The sequence below is a fragment of the Arthrobacter sp. TJ-58 genome (assembly GCF_058269295.1).
In genome coordinates this window covers 132,869-155,306 of the sequence record NZ_JBZCNM010000004.1, presented here as the reverse complement: position 1 = coordinate 155,306, position 22,438 = coordinate 132,869, and the positions used below count along the sequence as shown (strand labels likewise).

28 protein-coding genes and 1 pseudogene are annotated in these 22,438 nt (G+C 65.5%); 17 read left to right on the top strand and 12 right to left on the bottom strand.

Annotated features, from left to right (window positions below; genetic code table 11):
• Positions 1 to 11 precede the first annotated feature (11 nt).
• Genes AC4D2W_RS14335 through acs form a run of 3 tightly spaced genes read left to right on the top strand, consistent with a single transcriptional unit; the run spans position 12 to position 3,870 of the window.
• Positions 12 to 1,073 (top strand): aliphatic sulfonate ABC transporter substrate-binding protein, encoded by a 1,062-nt coding sequence (locus AC4D2W_RS14335; protein ID WP_490927592.1) that lies wholly within the window; start codon positions 12 to 14, stop codon positions 1,071 to 1,073.
• On the top strand, positions 1,070 to 1,903 hold the full coding sequence (locus AC4D2W_RS14330) for an ABC transporter permease (protein WP_490927591.1): 834 nt from the start codon (positions 1,070 to 1,072) through the stop codon (positions 1,901 to 1,903). The genes AC4D2W_RS14335 and AC4D2W_RS14330 overlap by 4 nt, the downstream gene beginning before the upstream one ends.
• Entirely contained in the window at positions 1,894 to 3,870 is a 1,977-nt protein-coding gene (gene acs, locus AC4D2W_RS14325) for an acetate--CoA ligase (RefSeq protein ID WP_490927590.1), read from the top strand. Before AC4D2W_RS14330 ends, acs begins: the two co-directional genes overlap by 10 nt.
• Here the strand turns inward: acs and AC4D2W_RS14320 are convergent.
• Positions 3,864 to 4,124, bottom strand: a complete 261-nt coding sequence (locus AC4D2W_RS14320; RefSeq protein WP_490927589.1) for a hypothetical protein — start codon at positions 4,122 to 4,124, stop codon at positions 3,864 to 3,866. The genes acs and AC4D2W_RS14320 overlap by 7 nt on opposite strands.
• A gap of 86 nt (positions 4,125 to 4,210) precedes the next feature.
• Between AC4D2W_RS14320 and AC4D2W_RS14315 the strand changes: the two genes are divergently transcribed.
• Both AC4D2W_RS14315 and AC4D2W_RS14310 read left to right on the top strand, forming a co-directional pair.
• The gene (locus tag AC4D2W_RS14315) at positions 4,211 to 5,539 is read left to right on the top strand and encodes an O-acetylhomoserine aminocarboxypropyltransferase/cysteine synthase family protein (RefSeq protein ID WP_490927588.1); all 1,329 of its coding nucleotides are present in this window, start codon (positions 4,211 to 4,213) and stop codon (positions 5,537 to 5,539) included.
• Positions 5,529 to 6,035 carry a CoA-binding protein gene (locus AC4D2W_RS14310; RefSeq protein ID WP_490927587.1) on the top strand — a complete coding sequence of 169 codons (507 nt, stop codon included), beginning with the start codon at positions 5,529 to 5,531 and terminating at the stop codon, positions 6,033 to 6,035. Before AC4D2W_RS14315 ends, AC4D2W_RS14310 begins: the two co-directional genes overlap by 11 nt.
• 178 nt (positions 6,036 to 6,213) lie before the next feature.
• Here the strand turns inward: AC4D2W_RS14310 and AC4D2W_RS14305 are convergent, their stop codons facing one another.
• Entirely contained in the window at positions 6,214 to 7,020 is an 807-nt protein-coding gene (locus AC4D2W_RS14305; RefSeq protein ID WP_490927586.1) for a carbon-nitrogen hydrolase family protein, read from the bottom strand.
• Positions 7,021 to 7,092: 72 nt separating this feature from the next.
• On the opposite strand from AC4D2W_RS14305, the gene AC4D2W_RS14300 reads away from it, so the two are divergent.
• The 3 genes from AC4D2W_RS14300 to AC4D2W_RS14290 all read left to right on the top strand — a co-directional run bounded on the left by AC4D2W_RS14300 (position 7,093) and on the right by AC4D2W_RS14290 (position 8,971).
• Positions 7,093 to 8,085 (top strand): DUF2804 domain-containing protein, encoded by a 993-nt coding sequence (locus tag AC4D2W_RS14300; protein ID WP_490927585.1) that lies wholly within the window; start codon positions 7,093 to 7,095, stop codon positions 8,083 to 8,085.
• A 251-nt stretch (positions 8,086 to 8,336) separates the two neighbouring features.
• Positions 8,337 to 8,765 carry a large conductance mechanosensitive channel protein MscL gene (gene mscL, locus AC4D2W_RS14295; RefSeq protein ID WP_490927584.1) on the top strand — a complete coding sequence of 143 codons (429 nt, stop codon included), beginning with the start codon at positions 8,337 to 8,339 and terminating at the stop codon, positions 8,763 to 8,765.
• On the top strand, positions 8,765 to 8,971 hold the full coding sequence (locus AC4D2W_RS14290) for a VOC family protein (RefSeq protein WP_490927627.1): 207 nt from the start codon (positions 8,765 to 8,767) through the stop codon (positions 8,969 to 8,971). The genes mscL and AC4D2W_RS14290 overlap by 1 nt, the downstream gene beginning before the upstream one ends.
• A gap of 73 nt (positions 8,972 to 9,044) precedes the next feature.
• Here AC4D2W_RS14290 and AC4D2W_RS14285 read toward each other — a convergent pair whose 3' ends face one another.
• Complete coding sequence (locus tag AC4D2W_RS14285; protein ID WP_400929701.1) at positions 9,045 to 10,334, bottom strand: adenylosuccinate synthase; 1,290 nt, start codon at positions 10,332 to 10,334, stop codon at positions 9,045 to 9,047.
• 231 nt (positions 10,335 to 10,565) lie between these two features.
• Here AC4D2W_RS14285 and AC4D2W_RS14280 point away from each other — a divergent pair, with 231 nt between their 5' ends.
• From AC4D2W_RS14280 to AC4D2W_RS14260, 5 genes and pseudogenes are all read left to right on the top strand, one after another.
• Complete coding sequence (locus AC4D2W_RS14280) at positions 10,566 to 11,159, top strand: hypothetical protein (protein WP_490927583.1); 594 nt, start codon at positions 10,566 to 10,568, stop codon at positions 11,157 to 11,159.
• Positions 11,160 to 11,279: 120 nt separating this feature from the next.
• Positions 11,280 to 11,483, top strand: a pseudogene (locus AC4D2W_RS14275) (excalibur calcium-binding domain-containing protein); the annotation flags it as partial.
• Between the two features lie 78 nt (positions 11,484 to 11,561).
• The gene (locus tag AC4D2W_RS14270; RefSeq protein WP_490927629.1) at positions 11,562 to 11,729 is read left to right on the top strand and encodes a hypothetical protein; all 168 of its coding nucleotides are present in this window, start codon (positions 11,562 to 11,564) and stop codon (positions 11,727 to 11,729) included.
• A 39-nt stretch (positions 11,730 to 11,768) separates the two neighbouring features.
• A complete protein-coding gene (locus AC4D2W_RS14265) occupies positions 11,769 to 12,467 on the top strand; it encodes a sortase domain-containing protein (RefSeq protein WP_490927582.1) in 699 nt (232 codons plus the stop codon).
• Positions 12,468 to 12,616: 149 nt separating this feature from the next.
• Positions 12,617 to 13,105, top strand: a complete 489-nt coding sequence (locus AC4D2W_RS14260) for a DUF427 domain-containing protein (RefSeq protein WP_490927581.1) — start codon at positions 12,617 to 12,619, stop codon at positions 13,103 to 13,105.
• Between the two features lie 65 nt (positions 13,106 to 13,170).
• On the opposite strand, the gene AC4D2W_RS14255 is transcribed toward AC4D2W_RS14260, so the two are convergent.
• The 3 genes from AC4D2W_RS14255 to AC4D2W_RS14245 all read right to left on the bottom strand — a co-directional run bounded on the left by AC4D2W_RS14255 (position 13,171) and on the right by AC4D2W_RS14245 (position 15,407).
• Positions 13,171 to 13,599: a DUF3151 domain-containing protein gene (locus AC4D2W_RS14255; RefSeq protein WP_490927580.1), complete on the bottom strand. Its 429-nt coding sequence runs from the start codon at positions 13,597 to 13,599 to the stop codon at positions 13,171 to 13,173.
• Positions 13,599 to 14,618, bottom strand: a complete 1,020-nt coding sequence (gene fbaA / locus AC4D2W_RS14250; RefSeq protein WP_490927579.1) for a class II fructose-bisphosphate aldolase — start codon at positions 14,616 to 14,618, stop codon at positions 13,599 to 13,601. Before fbaA ends, AC4D2W_RS14255 begins: the two co-directional genes overlap by 1 nt.
• Positions 14,619 to 14,762: 144 nt before the next feature.
• Entirely contained in the window at positions 14,763 to 15,407 is a 645-nt protein-coding gene (locus AC4D2W_RS14245) for a TrmH family RNA methyltransferase (protein ID WP_490927626.1), read from the bottom strand.
• Positions 15,408 to 15,570: 163 nt separating this feature from the next.
• Between AC4D2W_RS14245 and AC4D2W_RS14240 the strand changes: the two genes are divergently transcribed.
• Positions 15,571 to 16,323, top strand: a complete 753-nt coding sequence (locus tag AC4D2W_RS14240; protein ID WP_227891138.1) for an HAD-IIA family hydrolase — start codon at positions 15,571 to 15,573, stop codon at positions 16,321 to 16,323.
• A 42-nt stretch (positions 16,324 to 16,365) separates the two neighbouring features.
• On the opposite strand, the gene AC4D2W_RS14235 is transcribed toward AC4D2W_RS14240, so the two are convergent.
• On the bottom strand, positions 16,366 to 17,379 hold the full coding sequence (locus AC4D2W_RS14235) for an alpha/beta fold hydrolase (protein WP_490927578.1): 1,014 nt from the start codon (positions 17,377 to 17,379) through the stop codon (positions 16,366 to 16,368).
• 48 nt (positions 17,380 to 17,427) lie between these two features.
• On the bottom strand, positions 17,428 to 17,997 hold the full coding sequence (pyrE, locus tag AC4D2W_RS14230; protein ID WP_490927577.1) for an orotate phosphoribosyltransferase: 570 nt from the start codon (positions 17,995 to 17,997) through the stop codon (positions 17,428 to 17,430).
• Between the two features lie 65 nt (positions 17,998 to 18,062).
• On the opposite strand from pyrE, the gene nadE reads away from it, so the two are divergent.
• The 3 genes from nadE to AC4D2W_RS14215 are packed head-to-tail and all read left to right on the top strand — an operon-like array spanning position 18,063 to position 20,590.
• The gene (nadE, locus tag AC4D2W_RS14225) at positions 18,063 to 18,899 is read left to right on the top strand and encodes an NAD(+) synthase (RefSeq protein WP_490927576.1); all 837 of its coding nucleotides are present in this window, start codon (positions 18,063 to 18,065) and stop codon (positions 18,897 to 18,899) included.
• 30 nt (positions 18,900 to 18,929) lie between these two features.
• Entirely contained in the window at positions 18,930 to 19,733 is an 804-nt protein-coding gene (locus AC4D2W_RS14220) for an exodeoxyribonuclease III (RefSeq protein ID WP_490927575.1), read from the top strand.
• Between the two features lie 2 nt (positions 19,734 to 19,735).
• Entirely contained in the window at positions 19,736 to 20,590 is an 855-nt protein-coding gene (locus tag AC4D2W_RS14215; RefSeq protein ID WP_490927574.1) for a DUF8083 family protein, read from the top strand.
• Positions 20,591 to 20,608: 18 nt separating this feature from the next.
• Here the strand turns inward: AC4D2W_RS14215 and AC4D2W_RS14210 are convergent, their stop codons facing one another.
• The 4 genes from AC4D2W_RS14210 to AC4D2W_RS14195 are packed head-to-tail and all read right to left on the bottom strand — an operon-like array spanning position 20,609 to position 22,381.
• The gene (locus tag AC4D2W_RS14210; RefSeq protein WP_490927573.1) at positions 20,609 to 21,220 is read right to left on the bottom strand and encodes a hypothetical protein; all 612 of its coding nucleotides are present in this window, start codon (positions 21,218 to 21,220) and stop codon (positions 20,609 to 20,611) included.
• Positions 21,217 to 21,801, bottom strand: coding sequence for a DUF6286 domain-containing protein (locus AC4D2W_RS14205; RefSeq protein WP_490927572.1), 585 nt, complete (start codon positions 21,799 to 21,801; stop codon positions 21,217 to 21,219). Before AC4D2W_RS14205 ends, AC4D2W_RS14210 begins: the two co-directional genes overlap by 4 nt.
• A complete protein-coding gene (locus AC4D2W_RS14200; protein ID WP_490927571.1) occupies positions 21,798 to 22,193 on the bottom strand; it encodes a hypothetical protein in 396 nt (131 codons plus the stop codon). The genes AC4D2W_RS14205 and AC4D2W_RS14200 overlap by 4 nt, the downstream gene beginning before the upstream one ends.
• The gene (locus tag AC4D2W_RS14195) at positions 22,190 to 22,381 is read right to left on the bottom strand and encodes a hypothetical protein (protein WP_400929742.1); all 192 of its coding nucleotides are present in this window, start codon (positions 22,379 to 22,381) and stop codon (positions 22,190 to 22,192) included. Before AC4D2W_RS14195 ends, AC4D2W_RS14200 begins: the two co-directional genes overlap by 4 nt.
• Between the last annotated feature and the right edge of the window lie 57 nt (positions 22,382 to 22,438).

Genomic DNA, 22,438 nt, shown 5'->3' with positions numbered 1-22,438 from the left:
AAAGAACTCCCATGAACAGCCGTTCCCGCACTTCCCGCCCCGCCCGGCGCCCCGGATTCAAAACCCTGACCGCAACTGCTGCGGCAGCCGCCCTGCTGCTGACCGGCTGCGTGGCCGGCGAGGATTCCGACGCCGCCGCCAACGTGAACGGAGCCGACGGCGGCACCCTGACCCTGGATTTCGCCACCTATAACCCGTTGAGCCTGATCATCAAGGACCAGGGCTGGCTGGAATCCACCCTGGCCGAAGACGGCGTCACCGTGGAATGGGTGCAGTCCGCCGGTTCCAACAAGGCCAATGAGAACCTGCGCTCGGGGGCGGTCGACGTCGGTTCCACCGCCGGGTCCGCCGCCCTGCTCAACCGGGCCAACGGCTCCCCGATCAAGGCCATAGATGTGTTTTCCCAGCCCGAGTGGTCCGCCCTGGTGGTAGGTGCCGACTCGGACATCGCCTCGGTGGCGGATCTGAAGGGCAAGTCGGTGGCAGCCACCAAGGGCACTGACCCGTATTTCTTCCTGGTTCAGGCCCTGGACGAGGCCGGGCTGAGCCTGGAAGACGTGACGGTGGAGCAGCTGCAGCACGCGGACGGCCGGACCGCCCTGGAAAACGGCTCCGTGGACGCCTGGGCCGGGCTGGACCCGATCATGGCCGGTGCCGAGCAGAACGGAGCCCGGCTGATCTACCGCAACCTGGACTTCAACACCTACGGTCTGCTCGCCGCCAACGAATCCTTCCTGGAAAAAGAGCCGGAACAGGCGCAGGCCGTGGTCAACGCGTATGAGAAGGCCCGGGCCTGGGCCGCGGAGAATCCCAAGGAAACCGCCCGGATCCTCGCCGACGTCGCCGGACTGGATCCGGCCGTGGCGCAGACCGTGGTGCTGGAGCGCAGCAACCTGGATGTGGACCCGGCACCCGGTGACGCGCAGCGCAGCGTCCTGGCGAAGATCGGTCCCACCCTGGTGGAAACCGGCGACGTTGCGAGCCAGGACGCCGTGGACAAGGCACTGGACGGGCTGCTGGAGAACTCGTTTGTGCAGAAGGCCGATCCGTCTGCCGTGAAGGATGCCGAATGAGTGCCGTCAGGAACGCGGCGCATCCGGCCGCCGCCGCCGGGAGCACTGCCGGACAAACCGCCGGCGGCGGCATCCTGGCCCGCCGGTGGATCCGGCTGGCACTGGGACTGGTGGTTCCGGTCCTGCTCCTGGCCGCGTGGCAGATCAGCACCGCCACCGGGACGTTCAGCCCGGTCCAGCTGCCCTCCCCCGCCGCGGTGTACACGGCGGCGGCAGACTTGATCGGCCGCGGTCAGCTGGGCATCCACGTGGCCATTTCCACGCAGCGGGTGCTCATCGGCTTCGCGATCGGCGGTCTGCTGGGCCTGGCGCTGGGCGCCCTGCTGGGTCTGTCCCGGCTGGCGGACACCCTGCTGGGCCCGGCGGTCGGAGCTCTGCGCGCCGTTCCGTCCCTGGCGTGGGTGCCGCTGCTGATCCTCTGGCTGAAGATCGGTGAAGATTCCAAGATCACGCTGATCGCCATCGGCGCCTTCTTCCCCGTGTTCACCACCGTCTCCCTGGCCCTGCGCCACGTGGACCGGAACCTGGTGGAAGCGGCCCGGGCCTTCGGGTTGAACGGATTAAAGCTGCTGACCACGGTGCAGCTGCCCGCCGTCGTGCCCGCTGTTTTCTCCGGACTGCGTCTGGCACTGGCCCAGTCCTGGCTGTTTTTGGTGGCCGCGGAACTCATCGCCTCATCCATGGGGCTGGGCTTCTTGCTGACCGATTCGCAGAACAACGGGCGCACCGACAGGCTGCTGCTCTCCATCATCCTGCTGGCCCTGATCGGCAAAACCACCGACGCTCTCCTGGGCCTGGCCGAGAAAAAGGCGGTCGCCAAATGGGCCTGAGCCCGGTAAGAGAACATACTGCCGCCGCGGATCCTCAGAGCGAGGAGGACCGCATCGCCTTCTGGGAAACCGCCGCCCGCCGGCTCCAGTGGGAACAGCCCTGGCACACCGCGCACGCCTTCGCGCCGCCGCAGCGCCTGAGCGGACCGGAGATCCCGGAGGACGATGCCGGCTACAGCGTCCCGGTCATCGAGTGGTTCGCCGGCGGAGCCCTGAATGTGGCCGTGAACTGCGTGGACCGGCATGTGGCGGCCGGCCGCGGATCCAAGGTGGCCCTGCATTTCGAGGGCGAGCCCGGAGACCGGCGCACGGTCACCTACGCGGACCTGCAGGAGGAGGTTTCCCGGGCCGCCAACGCCCTGCTGACCCTGGGCATCGGCGCCGGCGACCGCGTGGTCATTTATCTGCCGGTTCTCGTGGAAACCATTGTCATCACGCTGGCCTGCGCGCGGATCGGCGCCGTCCATTCCCTGGTGTTCGGCGGATTCTCCGCGGAGGCGCTGAAGTTCCGGGTGGAGGACACCGGCGCCAAGCTGCTGGTCACCACCGACGGCCAGTTCCGGCGCGGCGCCGCCGTTCCGGTCAAGGACAACGCTGATCTTGCAGTGTCCGGCGACAACGCCATTGAACACGTCCTGGTGGTTCGACGCACCGGATCCGACATTTCCTGGACACCGGGCCGTGATCTCTGGTGGCACGAAACCGTGAACACGGCCTCCAGCATCCACCGCCCCGAAGCCTTCGACGCGGAGACGCCGCTGTTCATCATGTACACCTCCGGAACCACTGGACAGCCCAAGGGGCTGGTGCACACCATGGGCGGCTACCTCACCCAGGCGTCCTGGAGCTACGAGTTCCTCTTCGCGAATCCGGACCCCGCGGAACGGGACACGGATGTCCACTGGTGCACCGCGGATCTGGCCTGGGTCACCGCCCACACCTATGAGATCTACGGACCGCTTTCCAACGGCGTCACCCAGGTCCTTTTCGAGGGCACCCCGGACACTCCGCATCCGGGCCGGCATCTGGAAATCATCGACCGCTACCAGGTGACCAGCTACTACACCGCGCCCACCCTGGTCCGGTCCCTCATGGGCTGGTTCCCGGACGGCGTTCCGGCACAGTACAGCCTCTCCTCCATCCGACTGCTTGGCACAGTGGGGGAGGCCGTAAATCCCGAAGCGTGGCGCTGGCTGCGCACCCAGCTGGGCCGCGGCGAGGTGCCCGTGATAGATACCTGGTGGCAGTCCGAAACCGGCGCCACCATCCTCTCGCCGCGCCCCACGGACACCGGTTTCAAGCCCGGCTGCGCTTCCCGCGCCCTGCCCGGCGTCAGCACCCGGATTGTGGACGACGCCGGAAACCCGGTTCCCCCGAATACCCAGGGCTTCATTGTGGTGGATCGGACCGGCCCGGCCACGGCCCGCACGGTCTGGGGCGACCCGCAGCGCTACCTGTCTTCCTACTGGCGGAAGTATGCGCGGCAGGGCTGGTTCCTGGCCGGTGACGGCGCCAAATACGACGACGACGGCGACACCTGGATCCTCGGGCGCACCGACGACGTGCTGAACGTGTCGGGGCACCGGCTGTCCACGATCGAGATTGAATCAGCCCTGGTATCCCACCCCTGGGTCACCGAAGCCGGCGTCTGCCCCGTTGCCGATCCGAAGACCGGACAGGCGATCGCGGCATTCGTCGTGCTCACGGACGCAGCAGCGGGAAACAAGGATGCCGTGGCCGTGGAACTCCGGTCCCACGTCGCCCGGCAGATCGGGCCGATCGCCAAGCCGGCCGCCGTCGTCGTCGTTCCGGATGTCCCCAAAACCCGCTCCGGCAAAATCATGCGGCGGCTGCTGACCCAGCTGTTTGAGGGCACCCGGCTGGGTGACACCACCAGCCTGCAGAACGAACCGTGCATCGCCGACATTGCCCGTGCCTGCGAAGCGCGCCGCGGAGGAGTTCAGTGAACGCGGGTCAGGGTCACCCGGTCCATGACCACCACTCCGCCCATCAGCCGGTGGATGCGCATGAACTCAGTGGGCGAGACCTCCAGCGTGGTCGTATCCGCCTTCGCGGGCAGCAGATCCTCATGCATGCCGTCCAGGATTTCCAGGAACAGCCGGTTCGCCTCCACATGCGGCAGCGGTTCGGTGGCGGAGATCTTATGGGTGGAAGCAGCCAACTTGTAGCCGGTTTCAATAACAACCACGTACTCGTCCATAAGGATCATTGTTCGTCCGCGGTCCCCAACTTGCAACGATCCCCCCGCCGCTTTGCTGCGGCCCACCAGGAAGGAGCACTCATTTCATGAGTGATCGCCAGTTTGGCTTCCGGACCCGTGCCCTGCACGCCGGCGGCACCCCCGACGCTACGCACGGTGCGCGTGCGGTCCCGATTTACCAGAGCACGTCCTTTGTCTTTAAGGACACCGACGACGCCGCGAACCTGTTCTCGCTGCAGAAATACGGGAACATCTACTCGCGGATCGGCAACCCCACGGTGGCGGCCTTCGAGGAGCGCATCGCGTCCCTGGAAGGCGGCATCGGAGCGGTGGCGACGGCGTCGGGCATGTCCGCCGAATTTGTCACCTTTGCGGCCCTGTGCGCGGCGGGCGACCACATAGTTGCCGCGGCGCAGCTCTATGGCGGCACCGTGACGCAGCTGGACGTGACGCTGCGCCGGTTCGGGATCGACACCACCTTCGTTCCCGGCACGGATCCGGCGGACTATGCCGCGGCCATTCAGGAGAACACCAAGGCGGTCTACGCCGAAGTGGTGGCCAACCCCAGCGGCGAGGTGGCCGATATAGCCGGGCTGGCGAAGGTGGCGCACGACGCCGGTGTGCCGCTGATCCTGGACGCCACCCTGAGCACGCCGTACCTGGTGCGGCCGTTCGAACACGGCGCGGACATTGTCATCCATTCCGCCACCAAGTTCCTCGGCGGGCACGGCACCACCCTGGGCGGCGTCGTCGTGGAATCCGGAAAGTTCAACTGGGGCAACGGAAAGTTCCCCGCCATGACCGAGCCGGTGGCCAGCTACGGCAACATCTCCTGGTGGGGGAACTTCGGGGAGTATGGGTTCCTGACCAAGCTGCGCTCGGAGCAGCTGCGGGACATCGGCCCCTCGCTCAGCGCCCAGTCGGCATTCCAGCTGCTGCAGGGCGTGGAAACCATGCCGCAGCGCCTGGACGAGCATCTGCGCAACGCCTCCGCGGTGGCGCAGTGGCTGGAAGCGGATCCGCGCGTGTCCTGGGTGAGCTATGCCGGGCTGCCCTCCCATCCGCACTATGACCGTGCCCGGAAGTACCTGCCCAAGGGGCCGGGGTCGGTGTTCAGCTTTGGGGTGCGCGGAGGCCGGGAGGCCGGCAAGGCGTTCATTGAGGCCCTGCAGCTGGCATCGCATCTGGCCAACGTGGGCGACTCGCGCACCCTGGTGATCCATCCGGGCTCCACCACGCACGGCCAGTTGTCCCCCGAGCAGCTCACCGCCGCCGGTGTGGCCGAGGACCTGGTGCGGATCTCGGTTGGCCTGGAGGATCTGGAGGACATCCTCTGGGACCTGGACCAGGCACTGGCCGCCGCGGCGGTACCCGATTCTGCCCACGAACTGAAGGAGTCCGTCCATGTCCGCTGAACCTGCCGCAACACCGCGCACCTGGGAAGGTCCCGGCGCCCCGGAACGGCTGGCGCTGCTGAGCCGGGCCAAGACCATCGCCATCGTGGGCGCTTCGGACAAACCGTCCCGGGCGTCCTACTTCGTGGCGACCTATCTGCTGTCGTCTTCTCCGTACACGGTCTATTTCGTCAACCCGGTGGCGAAGGAAATCCTGGGACGGCCGGTCTACGCATCGCTGGCTGACCTGCCCGAGGTTCCGGACATCGTGGACGTGTTCCGCCGCCACGATGACCTGCCGACGGTGCTGCAGGAGAGCATTGAAGCGGGCGCGAAAACGCTGTGGCTGCAGCTGGGCTCCTGGCACGAGGAGGTTGCCCGCAACGCTGAAGCTGCCGGCCTGGACGTGGTAATGGACCGGTGCGTGAAGATTGAGCATGCCCGGTTCCACGGCGGACTGAACCTGGCGGGGTTCAACACCGGGGTTATTTCTTCCAAGCGTCAGCGGACCGCGTAGGGCGGCCGGCTGCAGGCCGGGGCGCCTGTCCGGACAGTAAGAAACGACCGCAGCGGGGCTCGTTGGGGGGATAAGCCTCGGTGCGGTCGTTCCAGCATGTAATCGTACCCGATTTGCGAAAACTTTCATCTCATGGCCGTCTTATTTCCATGGGAGCGCGTCAAAACTCTGCCGGGGTCTATTGGGCGGAATTGATCCGCTCATTGGCGGCAAACCGCCGGTTCTTCAGCACCGGCAGGAACTCGCGGACGTCGTCGATCCGTTTGCGGGTGACCTCCGCCGTGACCACGGCTTCGGCCTCGTCGTCCAGGAATGCCTGCGGCACTCCCATGGGATCCAGAATGGCAGAGTGCCCCACCGTGTGGCGGCTGGAGGTGCCGGCCGCTGCCACCCAGACAGTGTTTTCGATGGCACGTGCCTTCAGCAGGGTTTCCCAGTGTTCAATCTTGTGTTCGCCCTTGAACCAGGCGGCCGGTACGGCGAGCAGGTCCGCGCCCTGGTCCGTCAGTGCCCGGGCCAGCTCGGGGAAGCGGATGTCATAGCAGGTCATTAACCCCACTTTGATGCCGCCCACCTCAACCACCAGCACGCCGCCGTCACCCGGTTTGATGCGCGTGGATTCGGAATAGCTGAAGGCGTCATACAGGTGAAGCTTGCGGTAGGTGCCGGCAATCCGGCCGCTGGCGTCGATCAGCACCAGCGTGTTGTAGGGCCGGTCCTCGCCGCTGGATTCGTATCCGCCGGCGACGACGGCGATGCCCAGTTCGGCGGCCAGCATCGACAGCTGCTGCACAAAGGTGGTCCAGGAGGCGTCCACGGCGGCAGCCAGCGGACCCTCGACCTTCCCCACGCTGAACATCGATTCCTCGGGAAACACGATCAGCTCGGAACCCTCCGCCCGGGCCTTGGCCGCCAGCGAGCGCATGGTTTCAAGATTTTCCGCCACATCACCCGCAGGACTGAACTGGCCTACGCTCACCAACATTGTCCAACCGCCTTCCGTGAACCCTGCGTTTCCCCCAGCCTAGACCAGGATGCCAACCTAGACTTGGGCCGCATGGATGAACTCACGCTGCCGACGGATCTGACCACCGCCCGCGGAAACCTCAATCCGCAAGCGGTGGGCTATTCGCGCACACCGCTGCACCGCACCGCGCTGCCCGGCAACACCGTTTCCCGGATGCGCACCAAGCGCTGGGAGTACTGGGGCGTCCTCACGCCCGACCTGGCGCTGGGCATGACCATTGTGAACCTGGGCTACGCCGCCACCCTGCAGATTTACGTTTTGGACCGTACCACCGGAGAAGAGATCAGCATCGAACCGCTGAAAATCCTGCCGGGGGCTTCGGACATAGTGCTTCCGGATACCCTGCCGCCGCTCACGGCGCTGGGAACGGCGGGAGACGTGACGCTGCGTTTTCATGACGACGGCGGCGGCACCCACCTGCGGGCACGCTCCCCGCGGGTGTCGGTGGATCTGTACGCTCCGGCCGAGGGGGACGTGCTGGGCGTGGTGGTTCCGTGGTCGGACCGCCTCTTCCAGTACACGCTCAAGGACGTGGCCCGCAGCGTGTCCGGAACGGTCACGGTGGACGGCAGGACCCACGAGGTGGGGGCCGGCGCCTTCGCCGTGCTGGACCGGGGCCGCGGGCGCTGGCCGTACCGGACTCAGTGGACCTGGGGTGCCGGCTCGGGAACCGTCGACGGAACCCGGCTGGGCCTGCAGATCGGCGGGCAGTGGACGGCCGGAACGCCGGCCACGGAGAACGCCCTGATTGTGGACGGCCGGCTGCATCACTACGACGGCGAACTGGAGTTCGAGTACGACCTCACCAACCCGGACTCCACCTGGACGGTTCACGGGCCCTGGATCGACGCGGTGCTGACGCCGTTCCACCGCAGGACTTCAGCCACCAAACTTGGCGTGATCTCCTCGCAGATCTGGCAGGCCTTTGGTTCTTGGACGGGAACGGCGCGAACCCCGGACGGAACCTCATATTCGCTGGACGGATTGACCGGCTGGATCGAGGAAGCTCAGCACCGCTGGTGAACCCCGCGGTCACAGCGGCGTTTTCTGGCCCGGCGTGGCCCCCCTCAGAGGCTGGTGTAAGCACGCACGGTGTTCGTCCAGGGTGCACCGGGTAACGGTTGTGGACTGCAGCTGAAGGTCAGTGCCGGTATCTGAACCGTTGTCCGGTCCGGCTGCACGCCGACCACTCGGCCCGGGGAATGCTGCTGCGCAAGACTTAAATCTTGGGGTGAGGGAGGCGTCGCGGGTCCCGGGGCGGTTACTCTGGCGGGATGCTAAAGGGATTCAAGGACTTCATCATGAAGGGCAACGTACTGGACCTGGCCGTTGCCGTCATCGTCGGCGCAGCGTTTACGACCGTCGTGAACGCCCTGGTCAACTCGGTGCTTATGCCGTTCATCTCCGGGCTCGTCGGTTCGCCGAACTTCGACAGTTTCGCGGTGGTTACCTTCAACGGGAACCAGATCCGGTTCGGGGTTCTGCTGACCGCCGTCGTGAACTTCCTGCTCATCGCGGCTGCCGTGTACTTCGTGATCGTGCTGCCGATGAACAGAATGATTGAACGGCGCAACCGCCGGCTTGGGATCTCCCCGGAGCAGAGCGCGGATCCGCAGGTGATGCTGCTGACCGAAATCCGGGATGCGCTCACTTCGCAGCCGCCGAACGGGACAGCAGCGTCCCAGAGCGGGCCGAAACACTAATCGGGTTCCGGCCGGGCGGCGGCCGGGGGCAGCACCCAGAACGGCTGCTCGCACTGGGCGCGGTGCGCGCCGACGGCGGGCAGGGGACCGGCGTGGACTGGGTGGTGCTGGCCGATCCGGAGGGCAACGAATTCTGCGTGCTCCGACGTTCGGCGGAGGAAGCTGCCGTGGATCTTCCGGAAGTTCCGTCGACACACAGCTTGTAGAGACACGGCCGGTAAAACAGGGAGAAGGCCCCGCAGCCTCAGGGCTGCGGGGCCTTCTCCCTGTCTCGAAGTCCTACTCGCTGATCAGGTCCCGCACCACGATGGTCTGGTCCCGGTCCGGGCCGACGCCGATGGCGGAGAACCGGGTGCCGGACATCTTTTCCAGAGCCAGCACATAGTCCCGGGCGTTCTTGGGCAGATCGTCCAGGGTCTTGGCGCCGGTGATGTCCTCGGTCCAGCCGTCAAAGTACTCGAAGATCGGCTTGGCGTGGTGGAAGTCGGTCTGCGTCATCGGCATTTCGTCGAACCGCACGCCGTCGACGTCGTAGGCCACGCACACCGGAATCTGCTCGATCCCGGTGAGTACGTCCAGCTTCGTCACAAAGTAGTCCGTGAAGCCGTTCACGCGGGAAGCGTGGCGCGCCAGCACGGCGTCGTACCAGCCGCAGCGGCGGGGACGGCCGGTGTTGACACCGAATTCGCCGCCGGTCTTCTGCAGGTACAGCCCCATGTCGTCGAAGAGCTCGGTGGGGAACGGACCGGCACCCACACGGGTGGTGTAGGCCTTGATGATGCCCACGGCGCGGTTGATCCGGGTGGGCCCGATGCCCGATCCCACTGACGCACCGCCGGCGGTCGGGTTGGAGGACGTCACAAACGGATAGGTGCCGTGGTCCACGTCCAGGAACGTCGCCTGGCCGCCTTCCATCAGGATGACCTTGCCCTCGTCCAGTGCGCGGTTCAGTTCGAATGTGGAGTCGATAACCATGGGGCGCAGCCGGTCCGCGTAGGACAGGAAGTACTCAACCATTTCGTCGACGTCGACGTCGCGGCGGTTGTACACCTTGACCAGCAGCTGGTTCTTCTGCCGCAGGGAACCTTCAACCTTCTGGCGCAGGATGGACTCGTCGAAGATGTCCTGGACACGGATGCCCAGACGGGCCACCTTGTCCATGTAGGCCGGGCCGATGCCGCGGCCGGTGGTGCCAATGGCACGCTTGCCCAGGAAACGTTCGGTGACCTTATCCATCACCTGGTGGAACGGGGCCACCAGGTGGGCGTTGGCGGAGATGCGCAGCTTGGACGTGTCCGCGCCGCGTGCTTCCAGGCCGTCAATCTCGGCGAAGAGCGCCTCAAGGTTCACCACACAGCCGTTGCCGATGACGGGAATGGCGTTGGGGCTCAGGATGCCGGCCGGGAGGAGCTTAAGTTCGTATTTTTCACCGCCGACGACGACGGTGTGGCCGGCGTTGTTCCCGCCGTTGGGCTTGACGACGTAATCGACGCGTCCCCCGAGCAGGTCTGTGGCCTTACCTTTACCTTCGTCGCCCCACTGGGCGCCGACGATGACAATTGCGGGCATGGGATCCTCCCCCATTAGTTACGAAAGGGGAGAAAACGCCGACGGCGCGATCCGCTTCCGTGCATGAGAATGCCCCTAAACTCGCAGGCCGGGCCTGATTTGGGTGTAAACCGGGTCTGGCCGGAGTCGCGGGGCTCTTACCTACCAAGTTTAGCCGATTGTGGGTCCTCTGCCCTTTTGCCGGCGTCGTACCGGGTATTACTCGGAGCAATCCCGGCGTAGCGTGGCCCGATGGACCGTTTTCGCGGCTTTATCGCCGGCATTGGCACCACCTCCGGTACTCGCTTGGTGGTGGGCCACTGGCTGGAATCCCCGTTCGGGGCCTTTACGGATGTCATGGCGGAGAATGCGGCCGGGTCCCGGCTGCTGCTGGCACCCAGTCCGGAAATCGCCGAGTATGTGGGCGGCACCTATCGTTTTGATGCCGTGGACGTGCGTGAGGTGGAGGCCCGGCTCACCGCGGACCAGCTGCTGGTCAGCGCAGGGCCGCTGCGGCTGAACGTCGATCTGGGGACCCGGACCGTGCTGGGACGGCTGCTGGAGCGCATTCCTCCTGTTGTGGCCGTACATCCGCGCTGGCTGGGCGCCATCAACCCGCTGGCAGGACTGCTGGTTCCGGGCGTGCGGACAGCCGGATCTGCGGGCGGCGAGCGCCGCGAGTATTACGGCGTCCGGTCCATCCGCTCCCTTACCGGGGCCCGGGCCAGCTGGGACGGGCGGGATTTGGGCGGCCTGTCCGCCATAGACCCGCCCGTTCGCTTCGGATTCAGCTCTGTTCCGCCCAAACCGCAAATTGTGGCCGTGACTACCAGCATCATTCCCTGAGGCTCCTTTGCCTCGGTTTTTTCTGCGTGCCTCCAGCCCAAAAGTGCCGGCTACCCGGGTGACAAAACAACCCAATGCATACTCTCGTTCCTGTCGCCATCACTTGGATGACTACTTCATATGGAAAGCAGAGGCACAATGAAAAAACGCACTGCAGGACTCGCACTCGCAGCAGTAACCGGGCTCTCGGCACTATCCGCAACCCCGGCTTTCGCCGTGACGACGCCATATCCCAACTGTGACGCTGCTGCTGCGAACGGCGTCTACAACATTCCTTCCAGCGACCCGGGCTATGCTCCCGGCTTGGACAGGGACAAGGACGGAATTGCATGCGAAAACCCCGAGTCGACGCCAACTCCCCCACCCACGGCCACTCCCTCTAACCCGCCCACTAATTCACCCATGCCGACCGATCAAATGAGCAACATGCCCAGGGGCGGCGTTGATGCCGGCGTGGCCACGGAGAAGGGAACGGACTTCGGTTCGGTTGCCTTGGCCGGCGGGCTGGTTCTGGTAGCTGCCGGGGCCGGGACGTACGTTGTTCGCCGCCGGAGCGGGAACCATGCCTAATTCCAGGCGCACGGGCTGCGCTGCGGGGTCGCACCGCTCATGATCCCGCTGACAGCACCCAAGGCGGGCGGCCGCAGGAGTCTTCGGGCAACTGCGGCCGCCGGTCTGCTCATCGCCGCATCCGCGGGGCTTGCAGCCTGCGGTTCAGGACCCGAAGCCGACGCCTCACCGCCCACAGCATCATCCTGGCAATCTCCGGTGCCCTCTCCCCACGGGACAACGAGCAGCCCCAACGCAGCGGAAGCGACCACCAAACCGGTGCCTGCTCCGCCCCCGAACACCGAAACCGTCCCCCTGCCCCGCACATTGGAACTTCCGTCCATCGGTGCGGGCTCCGACCTGATGCAGGTTGGCCTGCGCCCTGACGGCGTCTTGGAAGTTCCTCCGGGGAATCCCGGGGCACCGGCTGCCTGGTACACCGGTTCGCCGCGTCCCGGAGACACCGGACCGGCCGTGCTCCTTGGCCATGTGAACGCGGAGGACGGCGGGCCGGGTGTCTTCGCCAACCTGCGCGAGCTGAAACCCGGCGACGAGGTCCGGATCCAGCGCGAAGACGGTTCCACCGCCGTGTTCATTGTGCTGTTCGGCGAGCCGTATCCCAAGGATGCCTTTCCCACCGGGAAGGTCTATGGCAACACTGAAGGACCTGAACTCCGCTTGATCACCTGCGACGGTTATGACCCGAAAACAGGCACCTTCGACGACAACTACGTTGTTTACGCCAGCCTGGCCCGGTAGCCCGCCATCTGACCGTCAAACAGGCCGCTGAGGTTAATCACCGGGGCAAGCCATCCGCGGGAGCTTTGGCCGCGAACCCCGGCTTAACCTGGATCAAGGAGAGAGCCAGGGGAAACGTCCGGCTGAAGCCGGCATGCGAAAGGCTGGCCATGGAACAGGAACGAACAAACCGCACCGTGGAATCCGTCTGGGACTATCCCCGTCCGCCGCGCGTGGAACCGACGTCGGAGCATGTGCAGGTTTTCCTCGGCGGGCAGCTGGTAGCGGACACCACTGCAGCCGTCCGGGTCCTCGAAACCAGCCATCCCCCGGTGTATTACATCCCCTTGGAGGACTTTGCTCCGGACTCGCTCATGCCGGCCAGCGGATCCACCTGGTGTGAATTCAAGGGGCAGGCCGCCTACTTTGACGTCATCGGCGGAGACGTTCGGGCGGAGCGCGCAGCCTGGACCTATCCGGACCCCGTCCCCGGCTACGGACTGCTGGCCAGCCGGGCCGCGGTGTATCCGGGAAGGATGGACCGCTGCACCGTGGACGGCGAGGAGGTCCAGGCGCAGGAGGGCGACTTCTACGGCGGCTGGATTACGGGACGCGTCACCGGGCCCTTCAAGGGCGCACCGGGGACGGGCGGCTGGTGACGGGCAGAGGCCGGGTGCCCCGCAGAAGCTGGGCACCCGGCCTTTATACCGCCGTCAGGCCGAGGTCAGGACTCGCGTCCTTCAATGGCAATCTTCGCCTGCGGGTCGGACTCATTCAGGAACTTGGTAATGCGGTCCACTTCCTCTGACTCGCCGATGGCCGCTGCCGCCCGGCCGAGGGCGTACAGCGCACGCAGGAAGCCCTGGTTGGGAACGTGCTCCCAGGGGATGGGGCCCGCACCGCGCCAGCCGGAGCGGCGCAGTGCATCCAGACCGCGGTGGTAACCCACCCGGGCATAGGCGTAGGACTCGATGGTGCGCCCTTCGTCGAAGGCCTCATCGGCCAGAATGGCCCAAACCTGCGAAGAAGTGGGGTGTTTCGCTGCCAGGTCCAGGGCCTCATCGCCGGCTTCAAGGCGTTCGACGACGTCGGACTCCTCGGGCAGGTAGGTGGGCTCTGGTCCGAGCAGGTTCTTACGGAATTCATCTGACATTAGAGGGACTTGCCTGCCGATCCTAGGTTCTGTGCTGCTTCCACCACGCGGGCGGACATGCCGGCTTCCGCCGAGGCACCCCACACGCGCGGGTCGTACTGCTTCTTGTTGCCAACTTCGCCGTCGACCTTCAGGACGCCGTCGTAGTTGCGGAACATGTGGTCCACCACGGGGCGGGTGTACGCGTACTGGGTGTCGGTGTCGATGTTCATCTTCACCACGCCGTAGGACACGGCGTCGGCGATTTCCTGCGCCGAGGAGCCGGAACCGCCGTGGAAAACCAGGTCGAACGGGCGTTCGCGGCCAATGGATTCGCCCACGGCGTCCTGGATGTCCTTGAGGATTTCCGGACGCAGCTTCACTCCGCCGGGCTTGTACACGCCGTGGACGTTGCCGAAGGTCAGGGCGGTCAGGTAGCGGCCCTTGTCGCCGGCGCCCAGGGCTTCGATGGTCTTCATGCCGTCGGCCACCGTGGTGTAGAGCTTTTCGTTGATGGCGTTCTCCACGCCGTCTTCCTCCCCGCCGACGGTGCCGATCTCCACCTCAAGGATCATCTTGGCAGCGTGGGTGCGGGCCAGCAGTTCCTGGGCGATGCGCAGGTTGTCCTCAAGGGTTTCAGCCGAGCCGTCCCACATGTGGGAGTTGAAGATGGGATCTTCGCCGCGCTTGACCGCTGCCTCGGAGGCCGCGAGGAGGGGAAGGACAAAGTCGTCCAGTTTGTCCTTGGGGCAGTGGTCCGTGTGCAGGGCAATGTTCACGTTGAAGCTCTTGGCAACTTCGCGGGCATAGGCCGCGAACGCCAGCGAGCCGGTGACCATGTTCTTGATCTTGGCGCCGGACCAGTAGGCGGCACCGCCGGTGGAAACCTGGACGATACCGTCCGAGCCTGCCTCCGCAAACCCTGCAAGCGCGGCGTTGAGCGTTTGGGACGAGGTGACGTTCACTGCCGGATAGGCAAATCCCCCGGCCTTCGCGCGGTCGATCATCTCGGCATAAATCTCAGGGGTTGCAATAGGCATGCTGACTCCAAAGTCGATAGCGGCAGGGCCGGGGCCCTCATTGGCTTCCTACATCCTAGCCACAAGTATCCGTCCGGCAGCAGGTCATGTCACCGGGGAACGGACCGCGGCGCCACAAGGAACAGAAGGCCGTTCCTTTTGGGGTCAATTTACCTTTTGGCCGAAGACATGGCGCCGGATCCAGCCGTGCATTGCAATGGCCGCGGCGGAGCCGGCATTGATGGAACGCGTGGAGCCAAACTGGGCAATGGAGAGGGTGGCGTCCGCGGCTGCGTGGACTTCCGCACTGAGGCCCGGCCCTTCCTGGCCGAACACCAGGACACAGTTCTCCGGAAGCTCGTAGGTTTCCAGCGGCACGGAGTCCGGAAAATTGTCGATGCCGATGATGTGCAGGTCCTCGCTCCGCGCCCATTCCACGAAGTCCTCCACCGTGGGGTGGTGGCGCACGTGCTGGTAGCGGTCGGTGACCATGGCTCCGCGGCGGTTCCAGCGCCGTCGTCCGATGATGTGCACTTCCTTGGCCATGAACGCATTGGCGGTGCGCACCACGGTGCCAATGTTGAAGTCGTGCTGCCAGTTCTCGATGGCAACGTGGAACGGATGCCGCTTGGTGTCCAGGTCCGCCACGATCGCCTCGTGGTTCCAGTAGCGGTACTCGTCCACCACGTTGCGGGCGTCGCCGTTGGCCAACAGCTCCGGGTCCCAGTGGTCACCCTCCGGCAGCGGACCTTCCCAGGGACCAACGCCCACCTGGTGCGCAGGCGCAGTTTCAACTGTTTCCACGGGCAGCTCCGGCAATTGCTCAACGCTCTCTATCACCCTTCAAGCGTAAGGTGAAAGACTGGACCGCACGATCGCGGCAACCAGTGATGAGACCGGGAACACCCGTCGGTGTGAACTGAAAAGGAACAATGTGGGCGAAAACGAGAACATTGAATGCTGGCTGACGGACATGGACGGCGTCCTGGTCCATGAGAACAATCCCATTCCGGGTGCAGCCGAACTCATTGACCGTTGGGTGGCCACCTCCAAGCGGTTCCTGGTGCTGACCAACAACTCGATTTACACTCCGCGGGACCTTGCGGCCCGGCTGCACGCCTCCGGACTGGAAATCCCCGAGGAAAACCTGTGGACGTCGGCGCTGGCCACGGCCGAGTTCCTCAAGGACCAAGTCAAGAACGCCGGTGTGCCGGGACGCTGCTTCGTAGTGGGCGAAGCCGGACTGACCACTGCCCTGCATGAAGCCGGAATGATCCTCACGGACACCAACCCGGACTATGTGGTGCTGGGCGAAACCCGCACCTATTCCTTCGGCACCATCACCAAGGCCATCCGCCTGATCATGGGAGGCGCGCGCTTTATCGCCACCAATCCCGACGTCACCGGCCCGTCCCCGGAAGGCCCGCTGCCGGCCACCGGAGCCATCGCCGCCCTGATAACCGCCGCCACCAACATGAAGCCCTACATTGTGGGCAAGCCCAACCCCATGATGTTCCGCTCCGCGATGCGCAAGATCGATGCGCATTCGGAAACCACCGCCATGATCGGTGACCGGATGGATACGGACATCATTGCGGGCATCGAGGCCGGGCTGACCACGGTCCTGGTCCTCAGCGGCATCACGCAGCGCGAAGACATCAATTCCTATCCGTTCCGGCCCACCCAGATCGTCAACTCGGTCTCGGACCTGATCAGCACGGTGTAGTCCGGCCGGCGGCCGGAGTTCCGCAGCGTCCGGAACCGGATCCTAGTACACGGATTTCAGGCCGCCGCCCCGCTCCGCGGGAGAGTACAGCCGCAGCACCTCACCCACTACACGCTGGTAAACACCCGGATTCCACTGCGGGCTGGCATGCGCCGGTCCGGCGCCCTCGGTCACCAGGGAGTCGGAGACCAGGTTCTTCGGAAACGCTGACGCCCATCCCGCCCTGGCGCTTCGGTAGTTCACCGTGCGGTCTTCCGGATTCCCGATGAAGGCCAGGGACGTGCCGGCCAGGGAATTCGCATAGCGCTGCGCGTCGTAGTGGTAAATGTAGGACGCCTGTGACTGGATCAGCGTGGTGGACGGCGCCAGCGGGGAGAGCTGCTCCAGTGTCTGGTCCGCCACGGTGCGCCAGGTCCGTTCATGTTTGTGCAGGACCCGCTCCCCCAGCTCGTATCCGCCGCGCACCACGCTGGGAATCCGGTAGCCGGCGTCGTACAGGGCCGCCACCCCTTCAAACATGTCATGGTCCAAGACATCCGTGCCCGCGGCGGGGCTGGAGTCCAGGATGATCAGTTCGACGGCGATGCCCCGCTCCCGCAGCCGGGCCGCCACCTGCACGGCCAGCATGCCGCCGAAACTGTGCCCGTAGAAGTAGATGCGCCGCATCTGATGAATACGGATGTACCGGAACACGGCGGCAACAATGTCTTCCACGTCCAGACCCCGGTTGGAATATCCGATGCCGGCCAGCTGCCCCCGCAGGGTTAGTGCCGGGCGCAGGGAATTCAGGATCCAGACAACCTCCTCCCAGCTGGTCTTATAGCCGGGAAAGAGGAACCAGGAGGCTGCGGGAAAGCGCCGTTCGGCTGTCTCGTCGCGGAGACGCAGGATTTCCAGATCCTCCCGGTACCGCTGGATCAGCCGGGTCACGAACAGGTCCGAGGCCAGCGTCAGCCCCAGGGCACTCCCGGCCAGGAATCGGCGGCGGGAGAATCGTTTAAGATTGACCGCGGTCCGCAGGAACTCCGCCGGATCCCCGTTTCCGTGCGAGCTCACAGGCGCACTCACGAGGGGACCGGTTCCCGCAGCCGGCCCCTGCCGGGCCTAGTCCAGGCCCAGCTCATCCTTGCCGAAGGCATAGAGGTAGGGCACGCCGGCTTCGGCTTCAATGCGCTCCTTCGATCCGGTGTCCCGGTCCACGATCACGGCAACGGCCACCACGTTCCCGCCGGCCCGGCGGACACCTTCCACGGCTGCCAGCGCCGATCCGCCGGTGGTGGAGGTGTCTTCCAGAACCACCACGTTCCGGCCGGCAACATCGGGGCCCTCAACCTGGCGGCCCATGCCGTAGGACTTCTGGGCCTTGCGCACCACAAAAGCGTCAATCGGCCGGCCGGCGCGGGCACCGGCATTCATGACGGCCGTTGCCACCGGGTCAGCACCCATGGTCAGTCCGCCCGCACTTTCAAAGGCAATGCCTGCCCGGTCAATCAGGTCCAGCATCACGTCGCCCACCAGCTGGGAGGCCTCGTGGTGAAGGGTAATGCGGCGCAGGTCAATGTAATAGTCAGCCTCCGCACCGGAGGAAAGAATGACCTTGCCGCGGACCACGGCCAATTCACTGATCAAATCCAGGAGGCGGGCACGGGCAGCGGGAAGAACGGGCGCAGTCATGGCTTTCATCCTAGCCGAGTGCAGGTTCGGGACAGAGATATGACGGGAGATATAGGGTGGACCACATGCGCCAACTACAAGCTGAAATCATCGCCGAAATGGGCGTGCGACCCACCATCGATGCCGCTGCGGAAATCCGCCGCCGAGTGGATTTCCTGAAGTCCTATCTGGCGGCCTCCCGCACCGGCGGTTTTGTCCTGGGAATCAGCGGGGGAATCGACTCCACGCTGGCGGGCCGTCTGGCCCAGCTGGCCGCCGAAGAACTTCGCGCCGAGGGGACCGAGGCGCAGTTCATTGCCCTGCGCCTGCCGTACCAGGTCCAGCATGATGAGGCGGATGCCCAGGCAGCTCTGGAGTTCATCCGGCCCGACCTCTCCTGGGTCTACAACGTTGCTCCGGCCGTTGACGGCTATGAGGAGGAGTACGTGAAGATGAGCGGCGAGCGGATCAGTGATTTCAACAAGGGCAACATCAAGGCCCGGGCCCGGATGACCGCGCAGTACGCGGTGGCAGGGCAGCACAACCTGCTGGTGATCGGAACCGACCACGGCGCGGAATCCGTCACCGGCTTCTTCACGAAGTACGGCGACGGCGGAGCGGATGTCCTGCCGCTGTTCGGCTTGAACAAGCGCCAGAACCGGCAGCTGCTGACCGAGCTCGGAGCTCCGGAGGTCCTGGTGCACAAGGCTCCCACAGCAGACCTGCTCGATGACGCTCCGGGTCAGACCGATGAGACGGAGCTGGGAATCAGCTACGACACCATCGACGATTACCTTGAAGGCCGGGAGGTTCCCGAAGAGGCCGCGGAGAAGATTGAACGCCGGTTCCTGATGACCCGGCACAAGCGCACCGTGCCGGTCAGCATCCTGGACACGTGGTGGAAGCCGGAAGGCATGCCCTGATCGGGCTGCACATTCGGTAACGTAGCAAGGGTGAAGATTGCTACCTGGAATGTGAACTCCATCCGTGCCCGTGCCGACCGCGTCGAAGCGTGGCTGCAGCGCTCCGACGTTGACGTGCTGGCCATTCAGGAAACCAAGGCCAAGGACGAGAATTTTCCGTGGGAAATCTTTGAGAACAACGGCTATGAAGTGGCGCATTTCGGCCTGAGCCAGTGGAACGGCGTGGCCATCGCCTCCCGGGTGGGGCTCGACGACGTCGAGCGCACCTTCCCGGGCCAGCCTGCGTTCGGGAAGACCGAGGCGACCACCGCCACGGAGGCCCGCGCAATCGGTGCCACCTGCAACGGCGTGCGCATCTGGAGCCTGTACGTGCCCAACGGCCGGGCCGTAGGGGATCCGCACATGCCGTACAAGCTGCAGTGGCTGGACGTCCTGAAGGACCAGGCCGCAGGCTGGATAAAGGACAACCCGGAGCTGCCGCTGGCACTGGTGGGCGACTGGAACATCGCTCCCCGGGATGAGGATGTGTGGGACATTGACTGGTTCCGCGCCCAGAACGCCACCCACATCACCGAACCGGAGCGGGCAGCGTTCCAGGCTTTCCTCGACGCCGGATTCACCGACGTCGTCCGCCCCTACACGCCCGGCCCCGGTGTCTATACTTACTGGGACTACACGCAGCTGCGTTTCCCGAAGAAGGAAGGCATGCGCATCGACTTCGTCCTCGGCTCTCCCGCTTTTGCCTCCCGCGTTACCGGCGCTTCCATCGATCGTGAGGAGCGCAAAGGCAAGGGCGCATCAGACCACGCTCCCGTGATGGTGGAGCTGGACTGACCATGAGCGCGCATCCTCAGCGCTCCCTGTACCGCACGTTCCCCTACGTGTCCCACCTGCGCGTCTACGAGCCGCTGGACGTGTTCGACGACGACCAGCAGCTGGTCATCTTGGAACAGCGCGCACGGGGACGCCATGAAACCGAAGTCCTGGAGCGCAGCGACGCCGTCCGGCGATTGGTGCGTGCAGTGTCGGATCCGTTCCCGCACGGTTCCACGGATCTGGTGCGGGTGCTGCATTACCCGGGCCATGAAGGCTCCACCCGCCGGCTGTACTGCCCCAACCAGCTCGCCGTCCGGACCTCGCTGGCTGCGGAGTCACTGGGCGAAAGCATCCGCGGACCGCTCGTGGACGTGCTGGTGCCCGAGGTGGCCCGGGAGGCACATGCCGCACGGATAGATCCCGATTCCTTTGCCGACTCGCTGGCCCGGCTGCATACCCGATCAGCGACCTGGGGCGTGCCGTTCGGCTGGTTTGTGCTCCTGCACGAGGACGACCACAGCGAGGTGGTGGAGGATGACGGAAAGGTCCAGACCGTCCGGCTCTCCGCCCCCGTTGCCCAGTGCCTGGACCGTGCCCGCCGTGCCACCGCCGCACTGGCGCTGGCCGCACCGGAACTCGACCTGCTGGACGAGCTCGACGAGCTGATCAACTGGCTGGAAGTCTTTTCCGAGGATGCAGTGCTGGAGCTGGATTACGGCCCCGTGGCGGACCTGGTTTTCCCGGACGACTCCCCCTCGGACGTCCGTCTGGGCATTGAATTCCTCGCCGAAGGGGACATGACCGGCGCCGCCGCTTCCTACCGCAGGCTGGCCAACCGCTGGATTCCGATCCGTCAGCTGGCCCGCGCGAGCTGACGGACCCGGACCGCGCTCTTACCGGACGCGGTCCTCCCGGCTGAACCGCAGTTTGCGTCCGGCATCGATACTGATCAGCACCACCGTTTGGCGTCCAAGTGCGGCGTCGAGCGCCTCAACCAGGCGCGTGGCATCGGCCGCAATCAGGTGGGGTGCAGCGCCGTGCCGGGGGTTGATGCGGATCCGCAGCGCTGAGCTGCCGCGGATGTCATAGGTGCTGACGGCGGCGGCGGCCACGTCCGGATCTTCCTGCAGCGCAGCCCGCAGTGCCTGTTCCGCCACAGCGCTGCTGAGGGCAACACGGCCGGGGGCGCCGTCGTCGTCGTATTCCGAAACCAGGGTTCCGCTCCGGCCCCGGCCCTGCGCCGCCGCCCACAGGACCAGCAGCACAATCGCCAGCAGCATAAGCACCGCCAGCAACACCCAGATCCAACTCTGGGACTGTCCGGGCAGCACGGTTTCCGCACCGAAGTTCCGGATCCGGTCCAGTATCCCGGGGGCAAAGGACTGCCAGCGGCGGGCGGCATTGCCGTCAAAGCTGATCCAGAGCAGGCCGCCGCCGATGCCCATCAGGATCAGGCCCAGCAGGCCCAGCAGGACGCGGTTCACTACCCGCGGAGTCCGGTTCATTGCCCGATCACCCCCGCTGTGGAAACCGAGACGCGCACGTCCGGCTGGGGATCCAGTCCGGTCAGCTGCAGCTCTTCGGCCACGGCGTCCCGTACTGCCTCTTCGCTCACCGGAACGCCGGAGGTGGGGCGGATCCGAACATCCACCCGGGACCGGCCCACGGTGACCAGCACCTGCTCGGGGCTGACACCCGCGGTAAGCCGGGCGCACCGTGCCAGTGAGGAGGCCAGCACTTCCGCGTCCACGACGACGGCGGCGCGCGGGTTCGGCAGGGCATAGCGCGGCCGGCGGCCGGGCAGGACAGCCTGGAGGAAGAAGACGAGTCCCGCCAGCAGGATCAGCAGGCCGCTGAGCCCCAGGATGGCGGAGTCGGTTTCTGCGGGCAGGCGCGCCAGCCAGCTGCCCAGGGCGCCGGGATCCGTTAGCCAGGGCTCCTGCCCCAGTGCCTGCAGCGTTGCTTCCAGCAGGACATACAGGAAGAAGAGAATGCCCAGAATCACCACAACCACGGACGCAGCGGCCCTGCTGGCATGGGTTTCACGGCGTACGATCCGCTGCGTGCGGATGTCCCTGCCGCTCACCGGACCCTGCTTGCTTCATCGACCTGCACACCGGTGATGCGCACGTTCACCCTCGAAACCAGTGAGCCGGTCAGTTCGGTCACCTTGTCCTTCAGGAGGGCTTTGGCTTCGTGGGCGCGGTCCCAGACCGATCCGCCGACACGGTCCACCAGACCCGGATCGACGGCAATGCGGGTCAGCGGCGGCAGGGACGCGGGCAGCGCCAGTGAAAGGGCCAGCATGCCCTGGTCATCGGACCAGGACACCCGAATCTGCGCGGGGGGCACCCGAAAGAATTCCGCAGCTGCGGCCTTGGCCGTGGAGGTCAGCGCCTGTGTGCTGATGCGGTTGTGTCCGGCGAGGGCGGAGCTGTGCTCAAGCACCGGGAAAACCACCGGGACTGCAGAGCTCACGAGGACGAACGGCGTCCGGTCAGCGCATCGCGGACGGTGCGGAAATCCACTTTGCCCTCGGCCGCCCTGCCGAAGAGGGCCCCGGCTGCAATGAACAGTGCCATCAGCAGGAATCCCCAAAAATCAAAAATCAGGGCGGTGAAAGCCAGGACAGCCCCGATCGCCATGCCCGTTACGGTTGGTTTCATTATTCCTGCCTCATGAAGGTGATCCCGAACTCTTCTTCGACCCTATACCGCTGCGGA